This window comes from Ruegeria sp. BHSA163 (assembly GCF_059613365.1).
Window position 1 is genome coordinate 63,644 of record NZ_JBXWSJ010000006.1, and the last position, 16,548, is coordinate 80,191.

Here is a 16,548-nt window from a genome sequence, read left to right on the forward strand (position 1 = left end):
TTCCTTTCAAAAAGGCGCGGAACCGCCCTTCTTCTGGCAATTAAAATCCTTGGGGTGCGAAGGATTGCCCCTCGCACCCACACAACAACTTAGCTGTTCAAAGCTGCCCAGACGCGTGAGGGGCTTACCGGCATGTCGATGTGATCGACGGTTTTGCCACCCGAGTTTAAAGCGTCCAGAACCGCGTTGACCACTGCAGGAGGCGACCCGATTGCGCCAGCCTCTCCGCAGCCTTTCACGCCTAGCGGATTGTGCGTACACGGCGTCTGGCTGGAATGATCCACACCATAAAACGGAAGGTCGTCCGCACGCGGCATCGCATAATCCATGAATGAGGCGCTTAGGAGTTGGCCATTTTCGTCATAGGCACAATTTTCAAGCAATGCTTGACCAATTCCCTGACCAATTCCACCGTGCACCTGACCGTCCACAATCATCGGGTTGATGATATTGCCAAAGTCATCTGCCGCCGTGAAAGTTTCAATTGTGACCTGTCCAGTCTCTGGATCGACTTCGACCTCACAAGCGTAGGCTCCCGCAGGGAACGTGAAATTGGCTGGATCATAGAACGCCGTCTCTTCCAGCCCAGGCTCCACTTCCAGAGGGAAGTTGTGAGGAACGTAAGCCGTCAACGTCACATCGCCCCACGCCACGGATTTATCCGTGCCAGCAACAGTGAACTGACCATCCTTCAATTCGATATCAGCTTCTGACGCTTCCAACAGATGCGCAGCGATCTTTTTCGCTTTATCGATCACTTTTTCTGTTGCCTTTACCATGGCCGAGCCACAGACGGCCAGCGAACGCGAACCATACGTTCCCATTCCAAACGGAATTTTGGAAGTATCACCATGCACGATCTCGACCATCGACTCGTCGATACCGATCATGTCCGCTACGACTTGCGGGAAAGCCGTTTCGTGGCCCTGGCCATGGCTGTGTGCGCCGACCATGACGCTGATTGAGCCAGTGGCGTTTACCCGCACCGTCGCAGCATCATAAAGACCCGCACGAGCCCCTAACATGCCAACAATGTTAGATGGGGCAATTCCACACGCCTCGATGTAACAATTTATACCCAAGCCGCGTAGTTTGCCATTGGCCTCACTTTCCGCGCGGCGCGCCGCAAAGCCAGACAGATCGGCAGCTGCTTCAAGCTTGTCCATTGTCCCATTGTAATTCCCAGTGTCGTAGGTCAACGCCACGGGAGTGTCGTATGGGAACTCGGTGATAAAGTTCTGCCGTCTGAGAGCAATCGGATCCACACCCAATTCACGGGCGGCTTTGTCGATCACACGCTCTAACTGGAACGTGGCCTCGGGGCGACCTGCCCCGCGATAGGCATCCACCGGCACCGTGTTGGTAAACATAGCCTTCACGTTCACCTGAATGACCGGCGTCTTGTAGTTGCCCGCCATCAAAGTACCGTGCAGCCAAGTCGGAACTGAACTAGAGAAAGTCGAAAGATATGCGCCCAAGTTGGCATATGTGTCAGTACGCAAGCCGACGAAATTGTTGTCCGCGTCAAGCGCCAATTCGATTCTGCTGACGTGATCACGGCCCTGTGCGTCAGACATAAACGCCTCGGATCGGCTTGCGGTCCACTTGACGGGTCGCCCACAAGCTTTCGCCGCAAAGGTACAAAAAGCCTCTTCCGCATAGTGGAAGATTTTGGTGCCAAATCCACCGCCGACGTCGGGTGCGACGACGCGAACCTTGTGCTCCGGAAGGCCCAGAACAAAAGCGCACATCAGCAAACGGATAACGTGCGGGTTCTGCGACGTGGTGTACAACGTGTACTCGTCAGTACCGCGCTTGTATTCAGCAACGGCAACGCGAGGCTCCATCGGGTTTGCAACCAAACGGTTGTTGACCAAATCCAGCGTGGTCACATGCGCCGCATTGGCAAAGACCTCATCTACCTTTGCATTATCAGCTTCACCAAGATGCCAGTCATAACAGATATTATTTTTCAGATCATCGTGAACCAGAGTGGCGCCGTCCTGCGCAGCAGCTTTCATGTCAAGAACCGCGGGTAACTCTTCGATATCCAAAGCAATTGCTTCGGCCGCATCACGCGCCTGTTCCAGCGAATCCGCGACTACCGCTGCTATCGGATCCCCTACATGGCGAACCTTTCCCTGCGCCAGAATTGGATGCGGTGGCTCCTGCATAGGAGCGCCATGACGATCGGTCACTTCCCACCCGCAGGGCATCCCGCCTACGCCCTCGAAATCTTTACCGGTAAAAACTTTCACAACTCCGGGCATGTTTTCTGCCGCAGAGGTGTCCACGGACTTAATTCTGCCGTGCGCGATGTCGGATCTTAGAAAATGCACATAAGCTTGGCCATGCACGTTGATGTCGTCGGTGTAATTGCCTGCTCCGGTCAGAAAGCGCACGTCTTCGCGCCGCTTGGAACTGGCTCCGATGCCACTGTCTTTGGGCATTGCTTGTTCTCCTCCCTGAAAAAGAACTTCCCTGGAAAATTCTTTTTTGGCCGCGTTACTCGGCGGCTATGCTGCTGACGTCTTGGCCGGACGCGGCCATGATCGCTTTGACGATATTGTGATAGCCTGTGCAACGGCACAGGTTTCCTTCAAGGTACTTACGCACCTCGGCCTCAGTTGGGCGCGGGTTTTCCTTCAGTAGTGCTGCCGCGCTCATTACCATTCCCGGCGTGCAGAAACCGCATTGTAGACCGTGATGATCTTGGAAAGCCTGTTGAATCACGTTCAACGACCCGTCCGGGTTTGCCTGACCTTCGATCGTGCCAACTTCCGATCCGTCTGCTTCCAGCGCAAGCATGTTGCACGACTTAACGGCTTCTCCGTTCACGTGTACGACGCAAGCCCCGCATTGTGCGGTGTCGCAACCAACATGGGTACCGGTCAGTGACAGGTGTTCCCGCAAAAAGCTGGACAACAGGGTCCGGCCTTCGACGTCACCGCTAACGGCCTTACCGTTCACGGTCATTGAGACCTGTGTCATGAGATCCTCCCTATTTAGTGTTTTTCCTTGGCCCGAGTTAAACACGGGAATTTTTGTTTGAGAACAAAAATATTTGCGTGTTTTCCCAAGATGAACTTTCTCGAGTCTGTGATAGTGGATCAACACAGCAATTCGGCAAAAGTGCCGTTGCGTCACTTGCTTTTTGCGGCGCGGGGTTGCGGTCTTGTTGGTATCTCTTTGAGAAGGCCGCCGACACCCATGGCGGCAATGTCGTTGCCTGTCGTTTCGATCCCGCAAGCTACTCGGGACAGAACCCAATCTGCCCCATTCAATGCAGGCGAGCGTGCGCAACCCGGCAGACCGATTACGGCACGGCCATGCAAGGACCCAAGAAATAGCAAATTGCCAGGATCTACTGGCATACCAAACCGATCCACGGTTCCACCCGCAGCGCGAACCGCCTCGGGTGCAACATCATTTTCGTCCGAGGTCGCCGAAGCCGTCAGAATCATCACTACGTCGCCGTGAGTATCCAGAATCGCGTTTGAGATCGCCTGTGTTTGGTGGGGAACGATTCGAACGTCCGACAACTCCATCCCTAGCTCTTCCACCCGGCCTCGGATAGCGGCGATGCCTTTTTCATTGGGCGGGCCGCCTGGAATATCCGTTACGACAAGACCTGCAGTATGCAAAACTGGTTTCGCAACCCGTATCGCGCCATGAGCAAGGTTTGCAGCGTAAATAACATCGGCCTTAGGGACGGCATAAGAGATGATTTTGATGGTTGCCACCATGCCGCCAGCATTCATCTGCTGATATTGGGGTACCGTTGCAACGGTAATCATCGCGTTAACTTGATTGAACCGATGCAGCGCGTCTGTACTCAATACAGCGACCCCGGGGCTTTCAGCAACCAAATTGACACGCCCGGTGAATGCTTCGGTCAATCTTAGATTGGCCAAAGATGGATCAGGAGCAAGCGCAGTTGCCAGAGTTCGCGCGGCTTCGTCCTCGTGACAATCGCCTGGTTCCATCCGTGCAACTGTGACATTTGTTAAACCCGCCCGATCCATCTGAGCGATATGTTCGGGTGTCAGCCGAACACCTTTGCGGAGCTTTCGATCCCCGACCTTAACAGAATGCGCGAGAATCGTTCCGCTAGCTCGCGAAACCGGGATCGGTCCGAACTTCACGCCTTACCTCGTAGAACCGCAGTCATTTGCGCAAGAATTGCAACGGCGATTTCAGATGGGTCCGCGGCACCGATATCAAGCCCAATTGGACCATGAATTTGCGCAATCTGATCATCCGTGAAACCGGCCTGTTTCATCCGATCAATGCGCTTGGCGTGTGTACGGGTGGATCCCAAGGCTCCGATATAAAAAACGTTCGCTTGTAAAGCGGCTTGCAGCGCGGGGTCATCCAGTTTCGGATCATGTGAAAGCAAAACAATTGCAGTTCGCGAGTCTAGCCCAAGCTGTTTTACCGCCTCGTCCGGCCAATCCGTTAGGATTTTCTCTCTGGGAAACCGGGCGTTAGAGGCGAAAGCTTCCCTTGGATCGACAATGGCCGGATCATAGCCTGCAATTCTTGCCATGGGAACAAGTGCTTGCGCGATGTGAACCGCCCCGACAACGATTAGGCGCAACGGAGGGTTGTGGACTGCGACAAACGTCTGACCGTCCTCTTCGAAACCCGAACGGTCCATTCGCAATCGATCCGGGTAGGCGTTGTGACGTAAGGCACGTTGCCCGGTTTCGACATTTACCTCGTAAGCAATCGCTTCCCGATTAGCGCGGGCTGCCACCAATTCCTCAAGCATTGATTCGGGGAAAACCCTGCCGATCGGCTCGACCAACACTCTGATCGTTCCACCACAGGCAAGACCGACGGCAAAGGCGTCCTCGTTGCTGACGCCGAACTCCAAAAGGCGGGCTTCGCCTTCTTCGATAGCGTCAAGGGCTTCGACAATTACCGCCCCTTCGACACAACCACCCGACACCGATCCTTCAATTTGACCATCGCCTCCTATTACCAATTGTGATCCAACACGCCTTGGCGCGCTACCCCATGTTTGCACGACTGTCGCTAGCGCAGCACCCTTGCCACTACGGTACCAGTTCAGTGCTGTTTCAGGACTGTTGTCGAATCTGTCCATCCTAACCTCCGACGGTATTGCGATCCAACATAGGGAGGTTTAGCGCAATGAAAAGCTGTCTGTGCATACTGCACGCCACTTCCCCTCTGTCGACAATCGCTTCGCGGATTGTTCAAACCTTCCAAGGTAATGGCGGGCATAACTACCCTTACTAGGACTGCACAGCCAGAATTCTTTATTCTTTGGATGAGTGGATATCCTCGTGCCACAAGTATACGAATACACAAAGCGTTGATTATGTAAGGTACGAGATTTAGCTTGAACTAAGCGCAGCATCTTTGTTTCAGCGCAGTCCCCGCCAAATTTCTAAAAAAGGAGACAGAAAATTGAAAATCATTACCTCAATGGCCACAATAATCGGGCTAACCGCTGCCTCAGCTGTGTCAGCAGACACATTTCTGAAATATGGCGAGGTTGAAGGTTGGAAGGTCTTTATTGACCAAGATAAAAAGTCCTGCCTGATCGAAGCAGTCGACGATTCTGAAAACGTCGTGCAAATGGGTCTTACCGAAGATAGAGGCGTAGGTTACGTCGGCGTTTTCACCAAGGCAGAGACTGATATAAAACGAGGTGAGACAGAAGCCGTTGCCATTCTTTTGGGTGAAAATATCTACGTCGGCGAAGCCACCGGAATGAAGGGCAACATAACCAAAGGGTACTCTGGCGGCTATGTTTTATCCGATGATCCGCAGTTCGCCGATGATATTGCCAGACAAAAGGTCATGATCGTTTTCCCTGAAAAGGAGTTTGCCTTTTCAGTCGATCTTACAGGCACATACAAAGCCATGGAAATGGCGCGAAAATGTAACGAAGAACAACTGTCGTAAACACTATGAGGTGAGCGAGGCCATTAGCCGAGCTTTCTGTCCCTGGTCGTCGGGTTGCGAGATCACGGCGGCCAATTCTTCCAGAGAAGCAATTGAATGGCCTGCTCTGAAACTGTCGACATGCGGCAGCATTGCAAGAATACCCTGCGCCTTAGGAGTGAACCCGTCCCATCGCAATAATGGATTTAGCCATATCAGGTGGCGGGATGACAGATGGAGGCGTTCCATCTCTGCTTCAAGGCGGTCCGGATCGCCACGCTCCAAACCATCGGTTATCAGTAAAACCACCGCCCCCTGCCCCATGACACGTCTTGACCAGTCGCGATTGAACTGATGAAGGCAATCGCCGATGCGGGTTCCTCCTTCCCAATCCTGTGCTTCGGCACCAGCCGCGGCCAGCGCTGCATCGACGTCACGTTGATGAAGATGGCGAGTTATGTTGGTAAGCCGAGTGCCAAACGTAAAAGCGTAGACCTTGGCCCAACCCGCGCCTTTAGCATTCGATACTGTGTGCAGGAAGTGTAGAATAATACGGCTGTATTGACTCATCGAACCAGAGATATCGCAAAGCGCCACAAGGTTGGGCCAACGCGGTTTGCGCTGTAACAGTGCGATGTCTCGCATCTCGCCCCCTTGCCTCATAGCTGCACGTAACGTTCGTGCCCGGTCAATGCGGTGTCCAAGATGGCTGGCTTTACCCCTACGCGACTGGATGGGCTTAACCGGCAATGTCATACGCGCCAAAATCCGTTTTGTCTGGGCAATTTCGGCCGTACTCATTTGCTCAAAATCAAGATTACGTAGCCGTTCCTCAGATGACGCGGTCTGTGTCGCATCAATCTCGATCTCGGTTTCTTCTTCCTGTTGATCAACCGATTCGGGTGCGTCGCGTTCCACTCCATCCAGCAGCGCCTCGGCCGCGCGTTTTTCACCAGCGTCGGCCTTACGTTCCTCCTGCACACCGCGAATAGCAGGCAGCATCATCGCCATCATGTGTTCCATGTATCGCGGATCGCGCCAATACATTCGGAAAACCTGCGCAAAAACTGTACGGTGTTCTGGTCGGTTGACGAAGCAGGCATGAAGCGTCCAGTAAAAATCCTGTTTTTTGGTAAAACCCGCTGCCTGTACGGCGCGGATAGCATCGATCACACGACCGGGTCCAATCGGCAACCCAGCCTTGCGCAGCGCCCGCGCAAAATGAGTGATATTATGCGCCAGCTTTGGATTGTCCGGTATGTCCAGCGGGAGTTGTTCAGCCATAACAATCAGGCAGGTTCAAGCGTCGCTTTGGCTTCATCCAAAATCCGTTTGGCTTCGGACCCCTGTAGTTTTTGGATATCGTCCTGATACTTGAGTATGGCCCCCAGCGTATCACCAATCACTTCAGGGCTTAGGTTCATCACGTCCAGGGCCAGCAGGCATTTTGCCCAGTCGATGGTTTCGGCCACGCCCGGCTTCTTGAACAAATCCTCGGTGCGCAGACGCTGAACAAACGCCACGACCTCACGGCTAAGTGCATCCGCAACCTCTGGTGCACGGGCGTGAAGGATTTCAATCTCACGTTCAAAGTCGGGGTAATCGACCCAGTGATAAAGACAGCGACGCTTCAACGCATCATGCACTTCGCGCGTTCGGTTCGACGTTACGATCACGATCGGTGGTTCTGGGGCTTTGACTGTTCCCAGTTCAGGAATTGTAACCTGAAAATCGCTGAGCGCCTCTAGAAGAAAAGCTTCGAAAGGTTCGTCTGTTCGGTCGAGTTCGTCGATCAGCAAGACAGGAGCGCCCTGTTCGTCGGGCCGCATCGCTTGCAGCAAAGGACGTTCTACCAAGTATTCATCCGAAAAAAGCTCGGTTTGCAGCGCACCCCGATCAGCACCGCCCGCGGCCTCAGCCGTCCTAATCGCAACCATCTGAGCCGGAAAGTTCCATTCATAGACAGCCGAAGACGCGTCCAACCCTTCGTAACATTGCAGTCGAATTAGTCGACGTCCCAACCCCGCGGCAATCGCTTTGGCAATCTCTGTTTTGCCGACACCGGCTTCACCTTCCAGAAACAATGGTCTTCCCAATTTCAGCGAAAGGAAAACGACCGTCGCCAGCGCCCTGCCGCAAACGTAACCCTGTTCTTTTAAAACTTGCTGCACGGCATCTATGGAATTTGGATGCTTCATGTTGCCCTCACTTGTGTTCCGCCCAACAGGTCACGACCAAAACCGCTCGTCAAGGCTGTCTTCATCGGAGGAGTTACAACGCTGCGATCCAATGGCAAACTTTTTATAGATTAAGACTTCGACCCTATGGCCTTTTACAGCGATTAAGGCTGTGGTAGCGGGATATAATGACAGACACGCTGACGATCCGCCGCCCCGACGACTGGCATCTGCATCTGCGCGATGGCGCAATGCTTCACGCCGTATTACCCGAATCTGCCCGTCATTTTGCGCGCGCAATAATCATGCCCAACTTGGTACCACCGGTTGTACGAGGCGAACAGGCAGCCGCTTACCGTGACCGAATCTTGGCTGCATTGCCCGACGGTATGAGCTTCGAGCCTTTGATGACATTATATCTGACGGAGGATACCGACCCTGATGATGTGGCCGCCGCCCATCAAAGCGGACTGATCAAAGCAGTCAAACTGTACCCCGCAGGCGCTACAACCAATTCAGCCTCGGGTGTGCGTGATTTTGACAAGGTGCGTCCGGTGCTGGAAAGGATGGCGGAAATTGGCCTGCCGTTGTGCGTGCATGGCGAAGTCACGGATGCCGAGATCGACATTTTTGACCGTGAGGCGGTTTTCATTGATCGAGTACTGGACCCTGTCCGCATGTCCACGCCGGAATTACGCGTTGTGATGGAGCATGTTACTACCTCGCACGCCGTCGAGTATGTCGTTTCGAGTGAAGTCGGTCTGGGAGCCACAATCACCACGCATCATCTGATTATCAATCGAAACCATATACTGGCGGGTGGGATAAAGCCGCACTACTACTGTTTGCCGGTCGCCAAACGAGAAGAGCACCGTCAAGCACTTTTGGTCGCCGCCACTTCAGGCGACGAACGGTTTTTTCTGGGCACTGACAGTGCGCCACATACTGATGCCAATAAAGAGATGGCTTGCGGATGTGCCGGATGTTTCACCGCCAGCAATACCATGTCATTGCTGGCTGAAATGTTCGAAAGCAAACGAGCGCTCGACAAGCTGGAAGGGTTTACCTCGATCCACGGGCCCAGTTTTTATGGTCTACCTGTCAATGAGGAAACGATCACCCTTACCAAAGGCAGCCCAGTTGAGTATCCGGCGAAGATAGAAACTGACGACGGCCCAGTGACCGTATTCGAGCCAGGGTTTCCATTGCATTGGCGCGTTTCCTAGCCGCCCAATCGCGCGGCCAACTCTGCCGCGCGCCCACCCGTACGCAACATGGACCAAATTTCGTCGACCGTTTCACCGCCAATTAGCTTTGACGCTTTTTCCCTCACTCGGTCCTCACGATCGGACAATGAAAGAGGAGTCAACAGATCGTGAACTGCCTCGCGCCGCGCTCCGTCCCTTCTCAACAAAGACAGAAACGCCTGTGTTTCAGACAAATTTTCATCGGCTTCGACCGAAATTCGGTCTCGTAGGGATATCAGACGCGGATCAGTGCAAACTTCATCCGAAAAACTCTCGGGCAAGGCCGTATCATGGCCAAGAGCCTGCATTGCAATAACCGTCCGGTAAGAAAACTTTGCACCAAGCCCCGTTGTCGGCGCCAATTGATTGCACACACTCATCCATCTGGGTTGAGTTTTGACCTTAAGTTCGGCGACCTCGGGTTCAGCAATGTCCAACTCTCGCGCTGCTTCAAGGGCCGCGTGTAAGCCGTGGCAGCAGGCGTGAAATTTGTGGCTGACATTTTTGAACAGCCATTCCTCACCAAGACCCTCCAGAGCGCTTGCTGTATCATCCGCCCCAAGGTGAGTCGCTCCAAACCCATTGGTTGCTTCGACCGCATCAGGATTGGTTTCGAAGCCGCTTTGGATAAGCAAAGCCGCCTCAACCCCGTTGGACGATGCAAGACCTGCGTTATAAGGTTTTCCCATCGTTCCAAATTGCGTTTTCTGTCCAGCGGCACGAGTTGCCGTCAGGCCCAAAACCTTTTTCATCTGCTCCATATCGAAAGCCATCAAACGACCTGAGGCCACCGCTGCCCCGAATGCCCCCGATGTCGCGGTCTGATGAAAGCCAGCCTGATAGTGCCCTCGTCCAAGCCAAAGGCCAATGCGTATCGATGTTTCCATCCCAACCAAAGCCGCTTCAAGCAGATCGACTATCGGCTTGTCTAAGGCCTGGGCGACTGCGAGTGCTGCCGGAAAAACAGCCACGGATGGGTGGCCGATATGGGCAAAATGGGTATCGTCATAGTCCAACGCATGCGAAACTGTTCCGTTGACTAAAGAGGCCGCACGCAAAGGAGCCGCGCCGCCTCCGAATAGCTTGGCCTGCTCTGCCCCGCCTTCGGCCAGTACCATATTGCGAACGATTTGCGAGACGGGCTCATCTGCACCCGCACGACCCACGGCCAGCCAATCCAATGCTGAAAGAGAAGTCACAATGCGCGCCTGAGCCGTAGTCGATACAGGTCGGGCCGCAAAATTAGCAAGAGCGTTGGTCAAAACCGTCATGAAAAACAGTCTAGCGTCCGTATTGGGCGGGTAAAGCCTCAGCCGTAAAGATCTGCCGCACGTTGTTCAAAGGCGCGGACAATACGGTGCATCGCTTCGTTGAATACGACACCAATAATGCCCTGCAACACCGCGTTCTTAAACTCAAAATCCACATGAAATGAAACGTTGCATCCACCATCTGGTGCATCCTCGAACTGCCAGTCGGACCTCATGTATTTAAATGGGCCGTCCAGGTATTCGGTGTCGATTTTTTTTCGCGCATCAAAGAGCGTTACGCGACTGCCAAACCGCTCTCGGAACACCTTAAACGAAATCACCAGATCCGCGTCCATCACTTTTCCCTCGTCTTTGGAATAAGTTCGCCTGATACGCGCAGCAGCGCACCATGGTAAAAACTCTGGGTATCGCGACACATCACCCACCAATTCGTACATTTGCTGGGCAGTGTATGGCAGAGTTCGCGTTTCGGAATGGGTCGGCATGGCTTTCGGTATTAGCAGGTGACAATGGCGCGTCATGTCGTATGTTGCGCGCCAAAGATCAAGGGGGCACTGATGAGCGACCGCGCATATGCGATAGATGAGATGATCTCGGCCAAAGCGATCGCCGCCAGGATTGAAGAGCTTTGTAGGGAAATCACGGCAGAGTTCGGTGATACCGACAAGCTGATTGTTGTCGGCCTGCTGCGTGGCAGTTTTGTATTCATCGCAGACTTGGTGCGGGAACTCGATTTACCAATCGAGGTGGATTTTCTCGAAGCGTCCTCATACGGAGACGCGATGGAAAGTAGTAGAGAAGTTCGTATTCTCAAAGACTTGCGGGGTGCTATTGAAGGTCGTGACGTTCTGGTTGTCGAGGATATCGTCGACACTGGGCACACGCTAAACCATGTCACGCAACTGTTGAATAGCCGATCACCCAAGCGGTTAAAATCCATTGCCTTGCTGGACAAACCAAGCCGCCGAGAAGTGGATTTCCGATCCGATTGGATCGGATTTGAGATTCCGGATGAATTTGTGGTGGGTTACGGAATCGACTACGCACAAAGAAACAGGAATTTGCCTTTTATCGGTAAAGTACGCTTTATTGGCGACTAAAGGGGATCTCACACACTGTCATGCACCACATGAAACGAACGTGTATTTGTGCCCGAAGCTAACCAGTCGACATCAGGATTCAAAACCCAAAAGACGGTTTATAGCGGCCAGAAAAACGCCGGTTCCGACCGGAATCAAGGCATCTGGAAAATCATAGTCAGGGTTGTGTAATTGCGGATGGTGCTTGCCTGCTCCGAGCCAAAACATCGCCGTTTTCGCACCTTTGGCAAATTGTCCGAAATCTTCGGAAAATCGCTGTGGATTTGACGATGTTAGAACAGATAGACCCATCGCTGCACATGCGTCCGAAACAACTCGAACAGCTTCGGAATCATTGCTGCAAGCTTCGAAAATATCATCGTATTCAATGGTTACAGACAGACCTTCAGCTTCCGCCAAAGAACGAACCATGCTTTCGGCTGCCCCAATCAATTCCGCCATTCTGACATCCGTCACTGTACGTAATGTCACCCACAGCTCAGCATGACCCGGGGACACACCAAATGTGGCTGCGCCCAGATTGGCGTGCGTTACAGTGGTTAAAGCAAAGGCTTCATCCATAGGGCCGTCCGGCCCCATTTTTTCAAGTTCAAACATTAACCGAGATAATGCCTGCGCGGGAGATTTGCCGTCATGTGGCGCAGCCGCGTGAGAGGTTTTGCCGACCAAAACTATTCGCATTCCGCGCGACGCGCAATTTGCTGGACCCGGACATAACTCAACTTGCCCTAGGTCAAGCCCCGGCAAATTGTGGAGCGAGAGTACATAGTCCGGAGTGATTTCTGCAAATTTCGGATCATGACGAAAAGCAACTGCGCCTTTTCCTGTTTCCTCTGCGGGCTGAAAGATTAAAACGACCGATCCGGTTTCCAGTCGAGAGTTAGACAGCGCCTTGGCCGCACCCAAAACCATGGCCATGTGACCATCGTGACCGCACAGATGCCCTCTGCCGGTATATTCGGACACATAGGTTAAGTCTGCGGTCTCTTGAATCGGCAGCCCGTCAAGCTCGCACCGGATTGCTACAATCGGGCCCTTTTTTCCGCTTTCATATACGGCGGCGACACCGTGGCCACCTAAGTCAGTCAATACTCTATCCGGGGAACAGGCTGCTAAAACTTCCACGATTGCTGCCGCAGTTTCTTGTTCTTCCCCAGATATTTCCGGGCGCTTGTGAAGCTCGTGGCGAATTTGCGTCAACCACGCCTGATCCTCAGGAGTCACCCTTTTGTCAACTTTTGCTCACGTGCTTTTCGTAGCCGGACAAAATCATCTCCTGCATGATATGAGGAGCGGGTCAAAGGCGTCGCAGAAACCATCAGAAAACCTTTACCAAAGGCCGATTTTTCGTATGCGGCGAATTCTTCGGGTGTGACAAAGCGATCGACACGGTGGTGTTTTGGGGTCGGCTGCAGATACTGACCGATGGTAAGAAAATCGATGTTGGCTGCACGCATGTCATCCATAACCTGACGGACCTGTTGTTCATCTTCGCCCAATCCGACCATAATGCCCGATTTAGTGAAAATCGATTGGTCCATCTCTTTCACACGTTGCAAAAGGCGTAGCGAATGAAAATACCGGGCGCCCGGACGCACTTGCGGATAAAGGCCGGGAACAGTTTCAAGATTGTGATTAAAAACGTCAGGTCGCGCCTCAACCACAGTTTCCAGAACTGACGGATCACATTTGAGGAAATCGGGCGTCAAAATCTCGATCGTTGTTTTTGGCGAACGGTGTCGAACAGCTCGGATAGTTTGTGCGAAATGGTCTGCCCCTCCGTCTTCGAGATCATCCCGATCGACAGACGTAATCACAACGTGGTTTAGGCCCAACTTTTCAACGGCGTGAGCTACGCGACCGGGCTCGAAAACGTCAAGTTCATCGGGGCGCCCGGTAGCGATGTTGCAAAACGTGCATCCTCGGGTGCAAATCTCACCCATGATCATCATGGTTGCGTGCCCTTGGCTCCAACACTCACCAACATTCGGGCATCCGGCCTCCTCACAAACAGTTACCAGATTATTTTCACGCATGATCTTGTGAGTGTCCGCGTATCCCTTGCCACCCGGGGCCTTCACGCGAATCCACTTTGGCTTTTTCGGCTGCGCGTTGTCAGGCCGATGGGCTTTTTCAGGATGTCTTTGCTCGGGTATTTTCAGATCACGCACTGACGTAATTCCTGGCTATTTGTGAATTTTCCATTGCCTAACATAGTTTGCGAACGGCCTCTAGACCATCAGAGCATATCCGCTATGCGAATTTGGGCGTGGATTCGGAACTTAAGTCGCTGAATGCACATTCGAAATCTTTTATACAGTCACGACTATCATCGCACTGCCGCGGCGCATTCACCAGGAATTTGTTTTCGACACGCACACCTGACTGTATCAGTCGGAAATACCTTTTATCTCTAACGGAAAATAAAGCATCACAATGAAGCACACTCAAAATTAGGTTAACCAATAAAATCAGATTTTTGGCGTCAATAGTTTCTGTGAATTTCCAATTACGCAATCATGGTTTCAGCGTATAGACGTATTCCGGAGAAGAACTGAACAGATCAAGCGTTGAACGCGATCAATGCAAAGGATTTCCAGCGTGATAATTGAGGGTGTGGCGTGAAACTATATACGTGTGTTCTTCACAATCCTCTCACAGACCTGCTGCACCACGTGTGACAGCCCATCAAACCATTCTTCCGAGGCGGTCGAGTTGCGCCGGACCAATCCAATTGTTCTGGATGGTTGTGGAGATCCAAATCTGAGTAGTTGCAGGCCCGGAACCGCTTCCGTCTCAGATCGCGCCGCCAGCTCGGGCATCAGCGTAAGCCCGAATCCCTCTGCTACCAACCGTGATAAAGTCGCCAGTGAAGACGCGCCCATATTGATTTGACCGCTGGATCGATCCTGCCCGCAAACCTCTAACGCCTGATCGGTTAAACAATGACCGTCTTCAAGTAACATCAACTGCGCAGCTTTGAGATCGACCGGTCGTACAGCATCTGGGTTGACGCCAAGTCGGCGTACGCGTTCGCCGCTGCCTGCCAATAGGAACCGATCCTCGAACAGTGGTTGTTCGTACAAATCAACGCCGCCTGACGGCAGAGCCAGAACAGCCGCGTCAATCTCGCCGTTACGCAACATTGATATTAATCCATCGGTTCTGGCCTCTCGAATTTGCACCCGCAACGAGACATCACCCGCGCGTAGCCCCGCCAGTACACCCGGAAGCAAATAGGGGGCTACCGTCGGTATTATACCCAGCGACAAAGAACGGTGTCCGCCCGAGTGATCATGAGCAAACTTTTCCAAATGGTCCGCCGCCTCAAGAATTGAACGTACCCGTTCAAGGACATCTCGGCCTAGAGGGGTAAGCAGGATGTCGCGGGCCTGCCGCTCCAACAGAGATCCGCCCATTGCCTCCTCCAGTGCTTTGATCTGAACGGATAAAGCCGGTTGCGAAACATTACAGACTTGCGCCGCTCTGCCAAAGTTTCGCTGTTCAGCGACGGCTTGGAAATATAGCAACTGCCTAAGAGTAAAATTCATAACCTCTGACTATCAATTTTCGGCATTTTCGCAAGAAGGCCTTATTTTTATGGCGGGATTTTATCCGATTAGACGGTCCCGTTCGGCTTGATCATCGTAGTGTCGCTTAAGTCGCTGCAGTGCGATACGTAGGACAATTTTGCCAGACCGTGCTGACCAACCCATTCGCTTTTCGGCAAGTTCCAACCCTTCCAAATAGCAGCAACAGCGCAAAGCCACGTCACTTAGGCCAGGCCCAAGATCCGACAGGGCCCGACCCACCCGGTCTCGCGCGGCAGATGCGCCTTGCCCGGAAAAAGTGTCAGGCTGGAAGCCGCCTCGCCCGCCTCCAGTTAAATATCGGTCCCAATTTTGGGCCACCTGCGGACCGATCTGCGAAAGCTCGAAATCCTCGCGCAGACGTTCTCCGGCAGCAACTAACGTTTCATCAAGAAATGGTTTGCCATTCCGATCGCGTCTGCGTGACAATGCCACCAACGGACTTTCGGCGGCGTTGTAGCGTATTCGTCGCGTCCGTTCACTAATCCGATCTTTTTCATCCACTGCACATGGCTGGAAAGCAGATTGAGCCTCGCCCATTCCGTATTCATTTCGGGTTCGGGCTGTGTTTTCAGTTTTGGCAATAAGGTGGCTAAGCGCCGCACGGCCTGACGTGGAGATTCTGTAGCGCGAAATTCGCCCCGGTTTATCGCATGAAATCCAATCTTTAAGGGCCATTGCTTGGGCGATTTTGCAGTCGACAACCGTGGTTTTAGTCGCACTTCTGAAGCCTCCATCGCGCACGACGACCGCCTTTTCCATGTCCTCTGCCACGGCAAGCACCGCTCCTGTCTCGCATAACCTGCGCAGCACTCGCAGCACTTCTCGCTCAAACTCATCATCTCCTGGAGCTTCAAAGTCCGCTTGACGCGTAGCGTTTCCGGCCATTTGGTCACCCCCATCAACGTGCGGAAAGTGCGTCCGAGCCAACGATTGCAATGCCGCATCAACCAACGGATCATCCCGGCGCATTTCTATACGACGAATTTGCCTGAGAATGGTCGAGGCATGGCACCCTGCCGACCGCGCAATATCACGAATGGATCGGCCGGACTCAGTGTGATCGAGATAACGTTGAGCCCCTTCAGGGACCCACGCTGGAACGGTGAAAGCCAGAGTGTTTTCCATAGATTTAAGCCTTTGTCGATTTAACAAACTGCCACTGCTCGCCGCTGGATTCATGGTTAACCAATTATAAATATGTACGTTTTTGTTACTTGTTCGTTAACCGCAGACGGGGAACGATA

General features: G+C 53.0%; 15 protein-coding genes. 3 read left to right on the plus strand and 12 right to left on the minus strand.

Translation table 11 applies throughout. The features are described 5' to 3' along the window. Window positions 1-89: 89 nt before the first annotated feature. From AC2FNV_RS04810 to AC2FNV_RS04825, 4 genes are all read right to left on the minus strand, one after another. The gene (locus AC2FNV_RS04810; RefSeq protein ID WP_170606739.1) at window positions 90-2,450 is read right to left on the minus strand and encodes a xanthine dehydrogenase family protein molybdopterin-binding subunit; all 2,361 of its coding nucleotides are present in this window, start codon (window positions 2,448-2,450) and stop codon (window positions 90-92) included. A gap of 55 nt (window positions 2,451-2,505) precedes the next feature. Continuing rightward, window positions 2,506-2,991 carry a (2Fe-2S)-binding protein gene (locus AC2FNV_RS04815; protein WP_170480267.1) on the minus strand — a complete coding sequence of 162 codons (486 nt, stop codon included), beginning with the start codon at window positions 2,989-2,991 and terminating at the stop codon, window positions 2,506-2,508. A gap of 152 nt (window positions 2,992-3,143) precedes the next feature. Further along, window positions 3,144-4,145, minus strand: coding sequence for a molybdopterin-binding protein (locus AC2FNV_RS04820; protein WP_170606737.1), 1,002 nt, complete (start codon window positions 4,143-4,145; stop codon window positions 3,144-3,146). Then, window positions 4,142-5,110, minus strand: a complete 969-nt coding sequence (locus AC2FNV_RS04825; RefSeq protein ID WP_496772560.1) for an XdhC family protein — start codon at window positions 5,108-5,110, stop codon at window positions 4,142-4,144. The genes AC2FNV_RS04820 and AC2FNV_RS04825 overlap by 4 nt, the downstream gene beginning before the upstream one ends. Window positions 5,111-5,436: 326 nt before the next feature. On the opposite strand from AC2FNV_RS04825, the gene AC2FNV_RS04830 reads away from it, so the two are divergent. Then, window positions 5,437-5,937 carry a hypothetical protein gene (locus tag AC2FNV_RS04830; protein WP_170480262.1) on the plus strand — a complete coding sequence of 167 codons (501 nt, stop codon included), beginning with the start codon at window positions 5,437-5,439 and terminating at the stop codon, window positions 5,935-5,937. 3 nt (window positions 5,938-5,940) lie between these two features. Here AC2FNV_RS04830 and AC2FNV_RS04835 read toward each other — a convergent pair whose 3' ends face one another. Both AC2FNV_RS04835 and AC2FNV_RS04840 read right to left on the minus strand, forming a co-directional pair. After that, entirely contained in the window at window positions 5,941-7,200 is a 1,260-nt protein-coding gene (locus AC2FNV_RS04835; protein ID WP_170606733.1) for a vWA domain-containing protein, read from the minus strand. 5 nt (window positions 7,201-7,205) lie between these two features. Next, the gene (locus tag AC2FNV_RS04840; protein ID WP_170606731.1) at window positions 7,206-8,114 is read right to left on the minus strand and encodes an AAA family ATPase; all 909 of its coding nucleotides are present in this window, start codon (window positions 8,112-8,114) and stop codon (window positions 7,206-7,208) included. Window positions 8,115-8,281: 167 nt separating this feature from the next. Between AC2FNV_RS04840 and pyrC the strand changes: the two genes are divergently transcribed. Continuing rightward, window positions 8,282-9,319, plus strand: a complete 1,038-nt coding sequence (gene pyrC, locus AC2FNV_RS04845) for a dihydroorotase (protein WP_170606729.1) — start codon at window positions 8,282-8,284, stop codon at window positions 9,317-9,319. Here the strand turns inward: pyrC and AC2FNV_RS04850 are convergent. Beyond that, a complete protein-coding gene (locus AC2FNV_RS04850; protein ID WP_496772564.1) occupies window positions 9,316-10,611 on the minus strand; it encodes an MmgE/PrpD family protein in 1,296 nt (431 codons plus the stop codon). The two genes, pyrC and AC2FNV_RS04850, sit on opposite strands and share 4 nt — an antisense overlap. 38 nt (window positions 10,612-10,649) lie before the next feature. Next, window positions 10,650-11,096: a type II toxin-antitoxin system RatA family toxin gene (locus AC2FNV_RS04855; RefSeq protein ID WP_170607011.1), complete on the minus strand. Its 447-nt coding sequence runs from the start codon at window positions 11,094-11,096 to the stop codon at window positions 10,650-10,652. A gap of 72 nt (window positions 11,097-11,168) precedes the next feature. Here AC2FNV_RS04855 and hpt point away from each other — a divergent pair, with 72 nt between their 5' ends. Beyond that, the gene (gene hpt, locus AC2FNV_RS04860; RefSeq protein WP_170606724.1) at window positions 11,169-11,711 is read left to right on the plus strand and encodes a hypoxanthine phosphoribosyltransferase; all 543 of its coding nucleotides are present in this window, start codon (window positions 11,169-11,171) and stop codon (window positions 11,709-11,711) included. A gap of 72 nt (window positions 11,712-11,783) precedes the next feature. Here hpt and AC2FNV_RS04865 read toward each other — a convergent pair whose 3' ends face one another. The 4 genes from AC2FNV_RS04865 to AC2FNV_RS04880 all read right to left on the minus strand — a co-directional run bounded on the left by AC2FNV_RS04865 (window position 11,784) and on the right by AC2FNV_RS04880 (window position 16,429). Continuing rightward, entirely contained in the window at window positions 11,784-12,935 is a 1,152-nt protein-coding gene (locus AC2FNV_RS04865) for an amidohydrolase (RefSeq protein WP_496772567.1), read from the minus strand. Continuing rightward, window positions 12,932-13,882 carry a lipoyl synthase gene (gene lipA / locus AC2FNV_RS04870; protein ID WP_170606720.1) on the minus strand — a complete coding sequence of 317 codons (951 nt, stop codon included), beginning with the start codon at window positions 13,880-13,882 and terminating at the stop codon, window positions 12,932-12,934. Before lipA ends, AC2FNV_RS04865 begins: the two co-directional genes overlap by 4 nt. A 456-nt stretch (window positions 13,883-14,338) precedes the next feature. Beyond that, window positions 14,339-15,262: a hydrogen peroxide-inducible genes activator gene (locus tag AC2FNV_RS04875; RefSeq protein ID WP_496772569.1), complete on the minus strand. Its 924-nt coding sequence runs from the start codon at window positions 15,260-15,262 to the stop codon at window positions 14,339-14,341. Between the two features lie 60 nt (window positions 15,263-15,322). Next, on the minus strand, window positions 15,323-16,429 hold the full coding sequence (locus AC2FNV_RS04880) for a DUF6456 domain-containing protein (RefSeq protein ID WP_170606718.1): 1,107 nt from the start codon (window positions 16,427-16,429) through the stop codon (window positions 15,323-15,325). Between the last annotated feature and the right edge of the window lie 119 nt (window positions 16,430-16,548).

Coding starts and splice junctions, on each gene's coding strand:
- AC2FNV_RS04810 (WP_170606739.1), bottom strand. CDS start 2,450: ATGCCCAAAGACAGTGGCATCGGAGCCAGTTCCAAGCGGCGCGAAGAC.
- AC2FNV_RS04815 (WP_170480267.1), bottom strand. CDS start 2,991: ATGACACAGGTCTCAATGACCGTGAACGGTAAGGCCGTTAGCGGTGAC.
- AC2FNV_RS04825 (WP_496772560.1), bottom strand. CDS start 5,110: ATGGACAGATTCGACAACAGTCCTGAAACAGCACTGAACTGGTACCGT.
- AC2FNV_RS04835 (WP_170606733.1), bottom strand. CDS start 7,200: ATGGCTGAACAACTCCCGCTGGACATACCGGACAATCCAAAGCTGGCG.
- AC2FNV_RS04840 (WP_170606731.1), bottom strand. CDS start 8,114: ATGAAGCATCCAAATTCCATAGATGCCGTGCAGCAAGTTTTAAAAGAA.
- pyrC (WP_170606729.1), top strand. CDS start 8,282: ATGACAGACACGCTGACGATCCGCCGCCCCGACGACTGGCATCTGCAT.
- AC2FNV_RS04850 (WP_496772564.1), bottom strand. CDS start 10,611: ATGACGGTTTTGACCAACGCTCTTGCTAATTTTGCGGCCCGACCTGTA.
- AC2FNV_RS04855 (WP_170607011.1), bottom strand. CDS start 11,096: ATGCCGACCCATTCCGAAACGCGAACTCTGCCATACACTGCCCAGCAA.
- hpt (WP_170606724.1), top strand. CDS start 11,169: ATGAGCGACCGCGCATATGCGATAGATGAGATGATCTCGGCCAAAGCG.
- AC2FNV_RS04875 (WP_496772569.1), bottom strand. CDS start 15,262: ATGAATTTTACTCTTAGGCAGTTGCTATATTTCCAAGCCGTCGCTGAA.
- AC2FNV_RS04880 (WP_170606718.1), bottom strand. CDS start 16,429: ATGGAAAACACTCTGGCTTTCACCGTTCCAGCGTGGGTCCCTGAAGGG.